Genomic DNA, 14612 nt, shown 5'->3' with positions numbered 1-14612 from the left:
CGTGCTTTTTGCGCGTACGGCGGCCTTTTTGTATCAAATGATATGGAGGTACAACTTATGAACCAGATCACCACCCAGTACGTCACCGAGGGCGGCGCATGCTTTGAGCAGTATGTCATCACCGACCCCGTGGCAAAAACTGCCCTGACCATCACCCCCGAGCGCGGCGGCATGGTCACCGGCTTTACCCTGGACGGCGACGAGTACATCTGGACCCGCCGCCCCAACTTCAGCGAGTGCAACCGCCCCCGCTTCGGCATCCCTGTGCTGTTCCCCAACTGCGGCAAGCCCGACAACGGCGTGCACATCTTCAACGGCCAGGCCTATCCCATGGAGATCCACGGCATGGCTGACCTGTGCCCCTGGGAAGTGGAGAGCGTCGGCCCCGACGGCGTGACCCTGATCCTGGAGTCCAGCCCCCTGACCAAGTTCCTCTACCCCTTCGATTTCACTGTCCTGATGAACTACAACCTGCAGGGCAACACCGCTTCCCTGAGCATGACCGTGATCAATGAGGGCGATATTCCGATGCCCTTCAGCTTTGGTTATCATCCCTACTTTGTGGCCTCTGCTCTGGAGAATGTGGACTTTGACATCAAGTGCGCCACCTGCTCCGAGGATGCCAAGGGCGAGCAGCCTGCTGCACCCGAGAAGATCACCCTGACCCGCAAGGAAGGTTCTGACAACTCCATCCGCCTGATGACCGGCGTGGAGTTCCCCATGACCTTTACGGATAAGGGCAACGGACACAAGGTCACCGTGGATGCCGATGAGAGCTTTACCAACGGTGTGCTGTGGCAGCAGGATGCCGAAAACTTCGTCTGCATGGAGCCCTGGAACGGCTGGGCCAACAGCGTGAACGAAGAGGGCAAGCACGAGGTGCTGGAGCCCGATGAGGCTATGACCAGCGAGTGGACCATCACCATTGAGAAGGTCTAAGCTTGAAATTCCTTTCTTTTTGAGATAACAGAAAAGACAAACGCCGCATGTGCTCCGGGGAGGAAGCCATGCGGCGTTTGTCTTGCTGATAGAAGAGGGTCTCAGAGGTTATGCTGGTAAAAAGGGAGAAATGTCATTTGAGGAGGCTGGCCAGGGTGCGGGCATCGGGGGTGTTTCCGGCACTCTTACCGTAGTGTGCGTAGAGGATCTTCCGCTCCTTGTCCACCACAAAGCAGGCGGGCAGCTGCAGCTCGTTGCCCTCATAGGCACCGTGCTTGTAGCCTGAGGCAGTTGCTTTGGCAATCTTCAACATCGTCCCGGCATCAGCCATCTTGGCCATAGAGGCTGCGGGCTGGATGCCAAAGCGTTCATACAGAGCGGCTTTCGGATCACACAAGATGGAGAAGGGGAAGGTATCGGGCTGCAGCTCCTGCGCCAGCCCGGTGGGGTCGGATTGCAGGACAACGATGACCTGACCGCCCACATCGGTGATCTGGTGGTAGTTCTCGGCCAGCTGATGGATGTCGTACTGGCAGAGGGTGCAGCCGTAGTAGCGTAGGAAGAGCAGAGCTGTTTTCGGGGTCTTCTGCACTGTGTCGGACAGTGTCAGACCAGTTGCAAAAGGCGTGTCATAGATGAAGTTGGGCATCACCTCGCCCACCGTCAGGCGGGCAGCAGTTTCAGCAGCCATAACTCACACCCACTCTCCATTGAACACGTGCTTGTCCAGACGGTCGAAGGCTTCCTTCACGCGGGACAGGGGCAGTGCAAGGTTCATGCGGATGGAGCAGGGGCCGTGGAACATCCGGCCATCCTGGATCGCAACGCCCACGTTCCAGCAGGCCTTTTCCAGTTCCTGAATGGTCTTGCCGTGCTTCTCGCACCATTCGGTGCAGTCCACGAACAGCATGTAAGTGCCCTCAGGCTTGGAGACGGTTACACCCTCAAAGTGCTTTGTGATGTAATCGCAGGCGTAATCCACATTGCCGGTAATGGTCTGACGCAGCTCATCGACCCACTCGTAACCCTCGGGCTTGTAGGCACCGATCAGGGCGTGCATGGACAGGACGTTCATATCGTTATAGTGGGGCTTGCTGCTCTTGGCGACCACACGGTCACGGATGGTGGGGTTATAGATGATATGATAGCTGCCCACCAGGCCGGCCAGGTTGAAGGTCTTGGAGGGAGCATAGACGGCGACAGTGCGCATCCGTGCATCCTCGCTGACAGACTGGGTGGGAATGTGCTTGTGGCCTTCCAGAATGATGTCGGACCAGATCTCGTCAGAGATCACGATACAATCGTTGGCCTTGTAGACCTCCATGGCCTTCTCGATCTCCCAGCGTTCCCAGACACGGCCGCAGGGATTGTGGGGGCTGCAGAACACAGCAACGTGGATGTGGTTTGCCTTGATCTTGGCATCCATATCCTCGTAGTCCATCCGCCAGATGCCGTTTTCATCCTTGACCAGTGGGCTGTGAACGATCTTATAGCCGTTGTTCTCAATGCACATGGTGAAGCCGATGTAGGTGGGGCTGTGCAGCAGCACGGCATCACCGGGGGCGGCATAGCAGGTCAGTGCAGAGACAACACCTCCCAGAACGCCGTTTTCGTAGCCGATGCACTCTTTGGTCAGACCCTTGACATCGTTGCGGGTCTCGTGCCACTTAATGATGGAGTCAAAGTATTCATCGGTGGGCTGGAAGTAGCCGTAGGCCGGGTGCTTTGCACGCTCGATGATGGCTTCGGGGATGGTGGGGACGGTGGGAAAGTTCATGTCTGCCACCCACATGGGAATGACATCATAGCCTTCCTTGGGCAGGTCGGGAGTGAAGCCGGGCATCGAGCCCAGACCATCGATGGCGGTTGCGTCCTTGCCATGGCGGTCCATGATGGAGGTGAAATCGTACTTCATAGTAAATTCTCCTTTTCCGGCAAATGCCGATTTCTTACAGTGTGTATGGGATTGAATCTTTTGTAATAAACATCGAAACATCAGAAAACTCAGGCGGCTTTTGCCTCGTCAGCAGTGGTATCTGCAATGGCCTGACGGACGATCTCCTCTTTCTTGGCGGCCAGATCTTCGGCCTTGACAGCGCCCTGCTTCAGGCGCAGGATGCTCAGTGCGCACAGAACGACCACGATGACCACTGCGAACACAGCATCGTTGAAGGTCAGATCCTTGAACAGGTTGTAGGCAACTACACCGGCGCAGAAAGCACCCAGCACGCAGCAGATGTTGTAGAACCACAGGGGCATCTTGATGCTGCGCTGTGCCCACTGCTCCGGGTATTTCTTGGGCAGTGTCAGGCAGGCCAGGTTCATGTAGATGTTGATGAGCATGGCAGGAATCATCACCTGAGAGACGATGGCATCCAGGCTGCGGCCGGTGACGATGGGGAAGACACTAATGACGTAGAACAGCAGATAAATGGCGTAGGGGTAGCCGTTCTTATCGGTTTTCTTAAAGACGGAAGGCAGCCAACCATCGTTGGCCACTTGCAGCAGGGGATAACGGAACATGCCCAGACCGCCCAGAGCAGAGCTTGCAATGGCACCGATGCCGCCGCCGACCACGAAGAATACATACAGTGCATTGGGGAAGATGGCCCGTGCGGTCACACTGATGTTCTGGCCAGCAGTCTCAGCGTAGGGGAGAACACCACCGGCAACGATGCCCATGGCACCGTAGATCACGGCCAGCAGCAGGGTAATGATGATGATGCCCAGAGGGATGGTACGCTTGGGATTCTTGGTGACAGCGGCCATAGAGACGGGAGCCATCGTAGTGCCCTGGCAGGCAAAACCCATCACGGCCAAAGCGGAGACGAAACCAGTGAAACCGCCGTGGAAGAAGCCGCCGTCAGCGCTGGTAAAGGTGCTGGCAAAATCAACCTTGGGAATGCCGAAAATAATAAACAGTGCAAGAGAAGCTACCAGAACCAGAGTAATGATGTTTTCCAGAATGGTGATGAAGCGGGAACCCTTGATGGTGGAAAGGAAAAATAGCGTGATTGCAATGAAAGCAACGAGTGTCTGATGATTTTGCAGGGCTGGAACAGCGATAGCCAAATACTGTGCCAGAGCTACCGCATAGCTGGACATTGCCAGACCATTGACCAGGATCATCCAGGCACTGACACCGCTCATGAACGGGTTAAACAGCATGGCCTTCATGCTGTAATCACCGCCCTTCAATACGAACATAGAAGGCATGATCAGATTATACCAATAGGCCAGCAGCATGAAGAAGCAGCCGATGGTAACAACCAGAGAAATGGAGCGGCCGGTGTAGGCAACGCCGTAGCCCAGCAGCACGAAGACACCGGTGCCGATGGCACCGCCAAGGCCCAGACCAATAATGTTCCAAAGACCTAGTTTTTTGCCTTTTTCTTCCATAATGAAATACCTCTCTTTTCTTGGCACCGTTTATTGAGGTGACCGTTGTGACCTGTGGGAAAAGTGAGAAAATCGGCAGGGGGTGCAGAATGTTACTTGACTGCAACGGCCTCGATCTCGACCCGGGCACCTTTAGGTAGTGCAGCCACCTGGAAAGCGCTGCGGGCCGGGCATACACCGGTAAAATAGGAAGCATAGACTTCGTTCATTGCGCCGAAATCTGCGATGTCCTTGAGCAGGACGGTGGTCTTGACCACATCGGACAGCTCATAGTCTGCTGCAGCGAGGACTGCCTTGACATTTTCCAGCGACTGGCGGGTCTGGCTGGTGATGTCATCGCCTGCAAATGCGCCGGTTGCCGGATCAATGGGCAGCTGACCGGAAACATAGACGGCTGTGCCGGTGGCGGTGATGCCCTGAGAGTAGGGACCAATGGCTGCGGGTGCTGCGGGGGTAGATACCTGATTCTTTGCCATGATAGAAACAACTCCTTTGAATTTAAGAATACCGAAATCACTGTGATAATTTATTTATCACTTGTTGATGCGATTATACAATACCACATCACAAATGTAAATACTTTTTTACAAATATTTTTATCATCGTGAGTAAAATTTTATCACTCTAAATTGTGCAGATTGCTAACTTGCGCTCTGCCGCAAAATTCTATATAATAAATAATAATAGAATAATTACGGTGAGAAACAGGAGGACAACGATGTGACAGATCAGGAATTGCTGAAGTGCTACACGGATTTCGTTCCGTTTCTGGCGGCTGTGTGCGGACCGGGGTGTGAGATCGTCATCCATGATGTGACCAACCCGGAACAGTCTATTATCGCCATTGGAAACGGGATTTCTGGCCGTGAGCTGGGTGACCCCATGACCGACCTTGCACGGGAATTGCAGGAAAAGGGGACTTACGCTGATACCGAATGCCTGTTGAACTACAAAGGAAAGACCAAGAGCGGGGAATTCCTCTCCTCGACGTACTTCATCAAGAACGAGGGACGGCTCATTGGGATGCTCTGTGTCAACAAGGAACTTGCCGCTGCACAGGAACTGAATCTTGCTCTGCGCGCGCTGTTGGATCGGTTCAATCTCTCGGCCCCGCCGGAAGATTCGCCCTCTGAGGATCTGAGCAGCCCGCTGGAAAGTGTAATGCACTCCCGCATTGCGGAGATCATCAGCAGGGAAGGCACTGCCCCGGCCCACATGTCCATGCAGGAAAAGATCCGCGTAGTACATAAGCTGGATGCAGACGGTATCCTGATGATGAAAGGCGCGGTCGCAGAGATCGCAGACCAGCTTTCGGTTTCAGTTCCTACGATTTATCGTTATCTGAACAAACCGCAGGCCTGAGAAAAAACGGATAAAAAAAGCAGAGACGCTTTGGAAAGCTCCTAAGCGTCTCTGCTTTTTGTGCTTTTATCTTACCACATTATAACCCGGTTGGAAAGGGCAAAACCGCACAAATAATAAAATAATTATCAACTGATTTTTTAGTTATCAGCCAGGCTGCAAATCTCTCTGTCAGTACGAACGCACTGCCCGCTGCGAAACCTTTGATACGCAAAAAACTCCCCTGCATTCCGGTAAAATGGAGTGCAGGGGAGTTTTTATGTTACAGGCTCAGGCCTGCGTTTTTTTACTGCTCCGGAGCGGTGAAGCTGATGGGGGTAGCACCTGCAGCAGCATCAACGCTCAGCAGGGAGATGGGAGCAACCTCGTAGCTCAGGGTGTCGAAGCTCTGGGTGTCGCCGCTCTCGGTGGTGAACTCCAGGACATACTCAGCGCTCTTGTCAGCGTCCTCGGGCAGGGTCAACACAACGCTGTCGCCGTCAGCCAGGCCGTCAGCAGCCAGGTTCTCGCCCTTGTCCTCAGAGCCGGCAACGTACAGGTACAGATCGGTGACGTTCTCGCCGGTGGTGTTGTAGACAGTGTACTCGGCGGGCTCGACCTCGGCCTCGCTGGAAGCTGCCTCAGAGCTTGCAGCCTCAGAGGAAGCGGCAGCGGAAGAAGCAACAGAAGAAGCAGCGGAAGAAGCGGTGGTGGAAGAAGCAGAACCGCCGCAAGCGGTCATACCAACAGCCAGTGCCAGAGCAGCGGCAACAACAGCAACATTCTTGAGTTTCATTGTGTAATCTCTCCTTGTTCGTGACGAAAATCTTTTCTCGTGGGCAGCTCTCGTGAAAAGTTGCCCACAAGCAACTATTATACAAGGATGTGTCGAAGAATACAATAACAAATCCTTTACAAAAGTGTGAAAAGTATGACAAAGACCCTCTCCGTCCTGCTGATGCCCGCCAGCACCTCCAAAAGGGAGGGGCGGCATTGCGCAGCAATGACGGAGAGGGTCTTTTCTATTTCGAGGTGCTTTACTTACTTGGGCTGCTTGCCGATGTAAGCCAGGATGCCGCCATCAGCGTACAGGATCTGGCCGTTGACAAAGTCGGAAGCATGGGAGGCCAGGAACACGCAGGGGCCGACCATGTCCTCGGGGGTGCCCCAGCGGCCTGCGGGGGTCTTGGCGCAGATGAAGGTATCGAAGGGATGGCGGCTGCCATCGGGCTGGATCTCGCGCAGGGGAGCGGTCTGAGCGGTGGCAATGTAGCCAGGGCCCATGCCGTTGCACTGGATGTTGTACTCGCCGTACTCGGAGGCGATGTTGCGGGTCAGCATCTTCAGTGCGCCCTTGGCGGCAGCATAGGCGGAGACAGTCTCGCGGCCCAGCTCACTCATCATGGAGCAGATGTTGATGATCTTGCCCTCGCGCTTGGCGATCATATCGGGCAGAACAGCCTTGGAGCAGTTGAAGGCACCGCCAACGTGCACATCGATGACGCGCAGGAAATCGGTGTGGCTCATCTCGATCATGGGCACGCGCTTCATCAGACCGGCATTGTTCACCAGAATGTCCACGGGGCCGACTTCAGCCTTGATCTGGGCGATCATGGCGTTCACGGCAGCCTCATCGGTAACATCGGCCACATAGCCGTGTGCGTCGATGCCAGCAGCCTTGTAGGCGGCCAGGCCCTTTTCCAGGCTGCCCTCGTTGGAGCAGTTGAAGCAGACGGTAGCGCCGCACTTTGCCATGCCCTCGGCAATGGAGAAGCCGATGCCATGTGCGCCGCCGGTGACCAGGGCAACCTTGCCCTTCAGATCAAATGCAGTAAGATCCATAAGTAGAACTCCTTTACTGAAAGACCCCGCGCCGGTTTGCCGGTGCGGGGTCTGGTTTGTGCTTAGCGCAGGTCGGTGGTAGCGATGTTGTCCATGTCGTCAAACTCCATGTTCTCGCCGCCCATAGCCCAGATAAACGTATAGTTCGAGGTGCCGACACCACTGTGGATGCTCCAGGAGGGGCTGATGACAGCATCCTCGTTGTGCATCACGATATGGCGGGTCTGGGTAGGCTCACCGCACATGTGGAACACCACCTGCCCCTCGGGCAATTCAAAGTAGGTGTAGATCTCCATCCGCCGCTCATGGGTGTGGCTGGGCATCGTGTTCCAGTTGGAACCGGGGTCCAGCTCGGTCATGCCCATGCTCAGCTGGCAGGTCTTCAGCACGTCCGGGTGGATGAACTGATTGATGGTGCGCTTGTTGCAGGTCTCCACGCTGCCCAGAGGACGATGATTTGCATCGGCCATCTTGATCAGGCGGGTCTCGTAAGCGCAGTGTGCCGGAGCAGACACCATATAGAACTTGGCAGGATGCTCGGGATCGGCGGAAGCAAAGGTCACTTCCTTGGTGCCCTGGGTGATGTACAGGCAGTCCTTGTAGCCCAGCTCGTACTTCACGCCGTCGGCCACCACGATACCGGTGGAATCCTTGCCGATGTTGAACATACCGATCTCGCGGCGCTCCAGGAAATAATGGGTGCCGAAGTTTGCCCAGATGTCGATGCCCTTGTCGATGGACACGGTCTCGTGCACCGGCATACAGCCCAGCGTGACCATGCGGTCCACATGGCTGTACACGGCAACAACTTCATCTGCCTTGTACAGGCCGGTGATGAGCATCTCGTCCCGCATTTCCTCGGTGGTATAGCGCTTGAAATCCTTCTGGTTGCAGGAATAACGGATATCCATTGCGGACGACCTCCTGTAACGCTTGCTTAGCGCTGGATACGGCCGGAACCGTCGCCGCCAGCCAGCTTCTCGACCTCGGACACGGTCATCATGTTGTAGTCGCCCTCGATGGAGTGCTTCAGAGCAGAAGCAGCAACAGCGAACTCAACAGCTTCCTGAGTGCTCTTGCCGGTCAGCAGGCTGTAGATCAGGCCGCCGCCGAAGGAGTCACCGCCGCCAACGCGGTCGATGATGTGCAGGTCGTACTTCTTGGAGAAGCAGTACTCGTTGGAAGCAACGTCGTACAGCATAGCGCTCCAGCCGTTGTCGAATGCGCTGTGGCTCTCACGCAGGGTGATAGCAACCTTCTCGAAGTGGAACTTGTCAGCCAGCTGCTTGGCAACGCTCTTGTAGCCCTCAGCATTCAGCTTGCCGCCGTAGATATCGGTAGCCTCGGCCTCGATGCCGAACACGTCCTTTGCATCCTCCTCGTTGGAGATGCAGACATCAACGTACTGGCACAGATCGGTCATGGCAGCACGAGCCTGCTCACGGGTCCACAGCTTGCCGCGGTAGTTCAGGTCGCAGCTGATCTTCACGCCGTGAGCCTTAGCAGCCTTGCAGGCCTCGCGGCAGATCTCGACAACGTTCTCGCCCAGAGCCGGGGTGATGCCGGTGAAGTGGAACCAATCCACGCCCTCGAAGATCTTCTCCCAATCGAAATCGGAAGGCTGTGCCAGCTGGATTGCGCTGTTGGCACGGTCGTAGATGCAGACAGAACCACGCTGAGAAGCGCCCTTCTCGTTGTAGTAGATACCAACGCGGTCACCGCCACGGGTGATCATGCTGGTGTCAACGCCGTAGCGGCGCAGGCTGTTGACAGCGGCCTGACCGATGGCGTGTGCGGGCAGCTTAGTGACGAAAGCTGCGTCCAGGCCGTAGTTGGCCAGAGAAACAGCAACGTTGGCCTCGCCGCCGCCGAAGGTGAACTCCAGGCTGTTAGCCTGGACAAAGCGCTCATAGTTGAACGGCTGCAGACGGACCATCAGTTCGCCAAAAGTAACGACTTTCATTGTGGTGTTCTCCTTTATAATCAGATGTGTTTTATATCACCCGCCGCAGGGTGGACCGGTGCGGCGGGAAACGCCGTGAAAATGCTCAGGAACTCAGGCCTGGACCAGGTGCATTGCAAAGCCGGCGATCTCGTCAGCAAAGTAGCAGGCAATGGTCTTGCCGTTCTTGACATTCTTGCTGTCCAGATCGAACTTCACGCCGCGCTGAGACAGGTGATAGATGGCACGGTCAACGTTGTTGCAGGCGATGGCAATGTGGCCATTGGTGCCGCGGCCGGGCTTCTTCATGATCTCGAATTCCTTGTTGCCCACAAAGATGCTGGAGTTGCCGGGAGCGACCTTCATGTTCAGCAGACCGCCCAGCAGGGTGGCGACCTTCATGGCCTCTTCTTCGTTGCCGGTGTTGATGCCGATATGGTGCAGGCGCAGGCCCAGCATGGTGTCAACGGCTTCCTTGCTCTGAGCGGTGATCTTTGCCCAGTCGCCAGCCTTGATGACATCGCTCTTGCACATCCAGGTGCCGCCGACAGCGAAGATCTGGTCGTAGCCCAGGTAATCGTTGACGTTCTTTGCGTTGACACCGCCGGTGCACATCCAGCGTGCGCCCTTCAGGGCAGCGCCGATGTTCTTCAGCATACCGACACCGCCGTTTGCCTCAGCGGGGAAGAACTTCAGGGCCTCGCAGCCCATGTTCATAGCCTGCTGCATCTCGCCGGCAGAAGCGGTACCGGGCATCATAATGCCGCCCTTGTCGATCACGTGCTTGCAGACCTCGGGGTCAAAGCCGGGAGCAACGATGAAGGAAGCACCAGCTGCCATTGCACGGTCAGCCTGCTCGCAGGTCAGGACAGTGCCTGCACCCAGCAGCATCTCGGGCATCTCTTCGTGGATCTTGCGGATGCACTCCTCAGCACATGCAGTGCGGAAGGTGACCTCGGCTGCGGGCAGACCGCCCTCGGCCAGAGCCTTGCACAGGGGCAGGGCCTCGTCTACGCTGTTGAAGGCGATAACAGGGATAATGCCGATCTGATAGACCTTTTCAACGATGGGATTCATAACGCATTTCTCCTTTTTATTTGACACTCAGGGCGGGGCAGGGCCGGATGGGCACACTCTCCCCACCATACGTTCACAGTATTAGTATAAACGACCCGGCCGCTTTTGGTAATGCTCAACAAGCACAATGTTTTGCATAAGAGCTTGTATACATTGCACAAAAATGCCCAACGGTCACAGCCCGAGCCGCTCAAACAGCTCTGCAACGCCGTCGTGGTCGTTGTCGCGGGTGCTGACGATATCCCCCAGTGCCCGGATCTCGGGCAGGGCGTTGGCCATCACGGCGGCCACACCGGCCCGGGCCAGCATGGCACGGTCGTTGTCGCTGTCGCCGATGGCAAGGGTGGCCTCCCGGGGGATGCCGAGCCGGTCGGCCAGAGCCAGCAGGGCGGTACCCTTGTCCACCCCTGCGGCGGTGACCTCTACATTGTCCGGGGCACCCTGTACGGCCTCGATGCCGGGAAACGCCCGGAAACGGACGAGAGCGGCCTGTGCAATCTCGATGCTGTCGAAGAACATACAGAATTTTTCCACTTCGTGGGCGTGGCGGCTCATCCATTCGTCCAGATCCCGCACAACATGGGTACGGCCATCGTCCGGCTGTCTGGCCTCGGTGGAATGGCGCTGGATATGACGGTTCTGAAACAGGGCCATACCGGTACCGTCCAAATAAGAGCGCCCGTCCGAAAAAATGCTCAGTGGGCCATGATATTCCCGGTAGAGGGCAAACACTTCCCGGGCGGTTTCCGGGGGCAAACAATGACGCTCCAGCAGAACCGGTTCATGGGTCGGACGCCGGGCCGCATCGGAGTAACGGCTGTATACGGCACCCAGCGGGTCTGTGCCCATATCCCAGACAGCGGCACCGTTGGCGGTGATGGCGTACCGGATGCCGGGCAGCTGCGCCACCAACGGCGGCAGGCTGGCAAGGGGCCGCCCGGTGCAGGGCAGCACGATGACCCCGCGCCCGACGGCATCGGCAATGGCCTGCCGGGTGCGGGGGGAGATCTGGCTCTGGGAATTGAGCAGGGTGCCGTCCAGATCAAGGGCGACAAGACGGATGGGGGTAGAAGGTGACATAGTTTCTCCTTTGATTTAAGAACCTCTCCGGCAGCAGCATAAACATGGCTCCCCTGCCAGGGGAGCTGCCGCGATAGGTGACGGAGAGACTGATACCCTTATTTTATCCTATAAAGAATATTTGCGCAAGCGCCGGTTCTGTGTTAAAATATTCGCTATGCGGCGAGTGATTTTATAGGAGAAAAGAATATGAACGCAAAGACTCTGCGCACGCGGCTCAAGCCCCACCTGTGGTATCAGGCTTACTGGGTGGTCTACCTCATCTGGTTCTTCTGGCTGGATCTGACCATCACGGACCCCAAATACATCATCCACTCCCCGGTGGATGACCTCATTCCCTTCAACGAGTGGTTCATTTTCCCGTACTGCAGCTGGTTCGTGCTGCTGGCGGCGGTTACGGCTCTGCTGTGGTGGTTCGACACCGCCAGTTATGACAAGCTCTGCCTGATGATGTTTTCGGGTATGACGTTCTGCCTCATTATTTATATGGTACTGCCCAACGGCCTTGACATCCGCCCCACGGCGGAAGCCATCGGCCGGGAGAATTTTGCCATGACTTTGATGCAGCTCATTTGGAAAGCGGATGCCTCGGTCAATGTCTGCCCCTCTATCCACTGCCAGAGCACGGCCTGCATGGCCATTGCCTTTTCGGGCAGCACGCTGACAAAGCAGCGCCCCTGGCTCAAAGCAGCGGCCTGGGTGTGGGCAGCGCTCATCTGCGCCTCCACCGTGCTCACCAAGCAGCATTCCATCATTGATGTGGTCTGCGGTCTGGCGCTGGCGGCTGTGTGGGGCGTGATCCTTTACGGCCCGTGGAAAAAGCGGCAGGATTGACAAGAAAAAGTTTCTAATTTTGGCAGTTTCCCAATTGACGCGGACAAAGCGTGTGGGGTACAATACAATCGAGACTGATATATCAGTAAATGGCAAAGAAAACAGGCGTGCAGAAGCACAAAAGGAGCGAAGACAGTATGGCAGTTCGGAGCGCCCGCGAGGCAGCCTACGAAACCATCCGCAGCCGGATCATCACCATGGAGCTCAAACCCGGGGATGAACTGAACGACCACGAGCTGGCCCAGGAACTGGGCATCAGCCGCACCCCCATGCGGGAAGCGCTGATCATGCTCAACATTGCCCACATGGTGACCATCAAGCCCCAGAGCGGCACCTATGTGGCCCCCATTGATCTGGAGCTGATGGAGATGGAGCAGTTTGCGCGCTTCACGCTGGAAAAAGAGCTTCTGAACCATATCCGGGGCCGCCTGACCGGCGAGCAGGAGAGAGCCTACCGGCTGCTGATCGAGCAGTACCGTGTGCTGGAAAGCCACCCGGAGGCTGAAAACCGCGAGACCCGGATGCTGGATCTGGACAACGCCTTCCACCGCCGCGCCTTTGAGCTCTGCGGCATGGAGGTACACTTTGACCACATGCTCTCCACCTTTCAGCACATTGAGCGGCTGCGTAAGTTCAGCCTGCAGACGGATGAGAACAAATCGGTCTGTGGTGCCCACACCCGCATCCTGGAGGCTGTGCTCCACGGCACGGAGGAGGATGTGAGCCGGGCGCTGAGTGAACATCTGCACCGGTATAAGCTCAGTGTGGATCAGGCCCGTGCCGCCCACCCGGATTATTTTATCGGCAACGGCGATACCTGGTAAAAATTCCTTTCGTCAAACTGCCAAAGGCGTGTATTTTGCGGCCGGATGGGGGCAAAATCCCATGTGTGGCCGTTTCTTTGTGTAAAGTATACAAGAAAAAACATCAAAACTTGTCAAAACGTCAATTGCCAATTTGAAACTGATATATTAGAATATAAGCAAGAATGTGCCACGGCATCCGCCGCGGCATTTAAGAAGCAAAGCAACAAACAAGGAGGAACCCACTATGCCTATGAAAATGGGTTGGCGTTGGTACGGTGAGGGCAACGATCCCATCACCCTCAACGACATCAAGCAGATTCCCGGCGTGACCAGCATCGTCTGGGCACTGCACAACAAGATGCCCGGTGAGATCTGGGAGATCGACGAGATCCAGAAGGTCGCCGATCAGATCCACGCCTACGGCTTCGACATGGACGTGGTCGAGTCTGTCAATGTCCACGATGACATCAAGATCGGCCTGCCCACCCGCGACAAGTACATCGAGAACTACAAGCAGTGCATCCGCAACCTGTCCAAGTTCGGTGTCAAGGTCATCTGCTACAACTTCATGCCCATCTTTGACTGGACCCGTACCGACCTGTTCCACCCCGTCGGCGACGGCTCCACTGCTCTGTTCTACCAGAAGGACATGATCCAGGACGATTACAAGGCCATGGCCGACTACATCCTGGGCTTCACCGAGAAGTACAACATGACCTTCCCCGGCTGGGAGCCCGAGCGTATGGCAAAGCTGGACGAGCTGTTCAAGGCCTATGCCCCTGTCACCAAGGAAAAGCTGTGGGAGAACCTGAAGTACTTCCTGGAGGCTCTGATGCCCACCTGCCGCGAGTGCGACATCAAGATGGCCATCCACATGGACGATCCCCCTTGGGATATCTTCGGCCTGCCCCGCCTGCTGGTGGATGCTGAGAGCATCGACCGCTTCCTGAGCATGGTGGACGACGAGTACAACTGCTTGACCCTGTGCTCCGGCAGCCTGAACGCAAACCCCAACAACAACGTTGCTGAGATCGTCCGCAAGCACTGCGACCGCATTGCATTTGCTCACATCCGCAACATCCACCACTTCCCCAATGGCGACTTCTCCGAGGCTGCTCACCGCGACTGCTGCGGCGAGACCGGCATCATCGAGATCCTGCGCGCCTACCATGACTGCGGCTACGAGGGCTATATCCGCCCCGACCACGGCCGTCAGCTGTGGGAGGAAGGCCCCGGCAACTGCCGCCCCGGTTACGGCAAGTATGACCGTGCTCTGGGTATCCAGTACATGCTGGGTGTCTGGGACCTGCTGGACCGTCTGGATGAAGAGAAAAAGAAAGGCTGAGTACTAT

15 protein-coding genes are annotated in these 14612 nt (G+C 56.4%); 5 read left to right on the top strand and 10 right to left on the bottom strand.

Features of this window, described 5'->3' with window-relative positions; translation table 11 throughout:
• Positions 1-57: 57 nt before the first annotated feature.
• Positions 58-939: an aldose epimerase family protein gene (locus tag GXM22_RS11375; protein ID WP_035393707.1), complete on the top strand. Its 882-nt coding sequence runs from the start codon at positions 58-60 to the stop codon at positions 937-939.
• Between the two features lie 133 nt (positions 940-1072).
• On the opposite strand, the gene GXM22_RS11370 is transcribed toward GXM22_RS11375, so the two are convergent.
• From GXM22_RS11370 to GXM22_RS11355, 4 genes are all read right to left on the bottom strand, one after another.
• Positions 1073-1630, bottom strand: a complete 558-nt coding sequence (locus tag GXM22_RS11370) for an AhpC/TSA family protein (RefSeq protein WP_005931462.1) — start codon at positions 1628-1630, stop codon at positions 1073-1075.
• Positions 1631-1633: 3 nt separating this feature from the next.
• Positions 1634-2854 (bottom strand): MalY/PatB family protein, encoded by a 1221-nt coding sequence (locus GXM22_RS11365; protein WP_005931460.1) that lies wholly within the window; start codon positions 2852-2854, stop codon positions 1634-1636.
• 89 nt (positions 2855-2943) lie between these two features.
• Entirely contained in the window at positions 2944-4338 is a 1395-nt protein-coding gene (locus tag GXM22_RS11360) for an APC family permease (protein WP_005931457.1), read from the bottom strand.
• A 92-nt stretch (positions 4339-4430) separates the two neighbouring features.
• Positions 4431-4814 carry a RidA family protein gene (locus tag GXM22_RS11355; RefSeq protein ID WP_005931451.1) on the bottom strand — a complete coding sequence of 128 codons (384 nt, stop codon included), beginning with the start codon at positions 4812-4814 and terminating at the stop codon, positions 4431-4433.
• 244 nt (positions 4815-5058) lie between these two features.
• Here GXM22_RS11355 and GXM22_RS11350 point away from each other — a divergent pair, with 244 nt between their 5' ends.
• A complete protein-coding gene (locus GXM22_RS11350; RefSeq protein ID WP_005931448.1) occupies positions 5059-5700 on the top strand; it encodes a helix-turn-helix transcriptional regulator in 642 nt (213 codons plus the stop codon).
• Positions 5701-5986: 286 nt separating this feature from the next.
• Here GXM22_RS11350 and GXM22_RS11345 read toward each other — a convergent pair whose 3' ends face one another.
• The 6 genes from GXM22_RS11345 to GXM22_RS11320 all read right to left on the bottom strand — a co-directional run bounded on the left by GXM22_RS11345 (position 5987) and on the right by GXM22_RS11320 (position 11620).
• Positions 5987-6475, bottom strand: a complete 489-nt coding sequence (locus GXM22_RS11345; RefSeq protein ID WP_005931443.1) for a hypothetical protein — start codon at positions 6473-6475, stop codon at positions 5987-5989.
• A gap of 245 nt (positions 6476-6720) precedes the next feature.
• Positions 6721-7521, bottom strand: coding sequence for a gluconate 5-dehydrogenase (locus GXM22_RS11340; RefSeq protein ID WP_005931440.1), 801 nt, complete (start codon positions 7519-7521; stop codon positions 6721-6723).
• 62 nt (positions 7522-7583) lie between these two features.
• Positions 7584-8432, bottom strand: coding sequence for a 5-dehydro-4-deoxy-D-glucuronate isomerase (gene kduI / locus GXM22_RS11335; RefSeq protein WP_005931438.1), 849 nt, complete (start codon positions 8430-8432; stop codon positions 7584-7586).
• 26 nt (positions 8433-8458) lie between these two features.
• The gene (locus GXM22_RS11330) at positions 8459-9484 is read right to left on the bottom strand and encodes a sugar kinase (RefSeq protein WP_005931436.1); all 1026 of its coding nucleotides are present in this window, start codon (positions 9482-9484) and stop codon (positions 8459-8461) included.
• A gap of 93 nt (positions 9485-9577) precedes the next feature.
• On the bottom strand, positions 9578-10540 hold the full coding sequence (eda, locus tag GXM22_RS11325) for a bifunctional 4-hydroxy-2-oxoglutarate aldolase/2-dehydro-3-deoxy-phosphogluconate aldolase (protein ID WP_005931434.1): 963 nt from the start codon (positions 10538-10540) through the stop codon (positions 9578-9580).
• A 174-nt stretch (positions 10541-10714) separates the two neighbouring features.
• A complete protein-coding gene (locus GXM22_RS11320) occupies positions 10715-11620 on the bottom strand; it encodes a Cof-type HAD-IIB family hydrolase (RefSeq protein ID WP_035393706.1) in 906 nt (301 codons plus the stop codon).
• A 189-nt stretch (positions 11621-11809) separates the two neighbouring features.
• Between GXM22_RS11320 and GXM22_RS11315 the strand changes: the two genes are divergently transcribed.
• The 3 genes from GXM22_RS11315 to uxuA all read left to right on the top strand — a co-directional run bounded on the left by GXM22_RS11315 (position 11810) and on the right by uxuA (position 14605).
• Positions 11810-12454 (top strand): phosphatase PAP2 family protein, encoded by a 645-nt coding sequence (locus GXM22_RS11315; RefSeq protein WP_005931408.1) that lies wholly within the window; start codon positions 11810-11812, stop codon positions 12452-12454.
• Positions 12455-12591: 137 nt separating this feature from the next.
• The gene (locus tag GXM22_RS11310) at positions 12592-13278 is read left to right on the top strand and encodes a GntR family transcriptional regulator (RefSeq protein ID WP_035393704.1); all 687 of its coding nucleotides are present in this window, start codon (positions 12592-12594) and stop codon (positions 13276-13278) included.
• A gap of 226 nt (positions 13279-13504) precedes the next feature.
• A complete protein-coding gene (gene uxuA / locus GXM22_RS11305; protein ID WP_005931401.1) occupies positions 13505-14605 on the top strand; it encodes a mannonate dehydratase in 1101 nt (366 codons plus the stop codon).
• Positions 14606-14612: the final 7 nt, after the last annotated feature.

Source organism: Faecalibacterium duncaniae (assembly GCF_010509575.1).
GTDB lineage: Bacteria > Bacillota > Clostridia > Oscillospirales > Ruminococcaceae > Faecalibacterium > Faecalibacterium duncaniae.
This window is presented reverse-complemented; position numbering and strand designations above follow the sequence as displayed.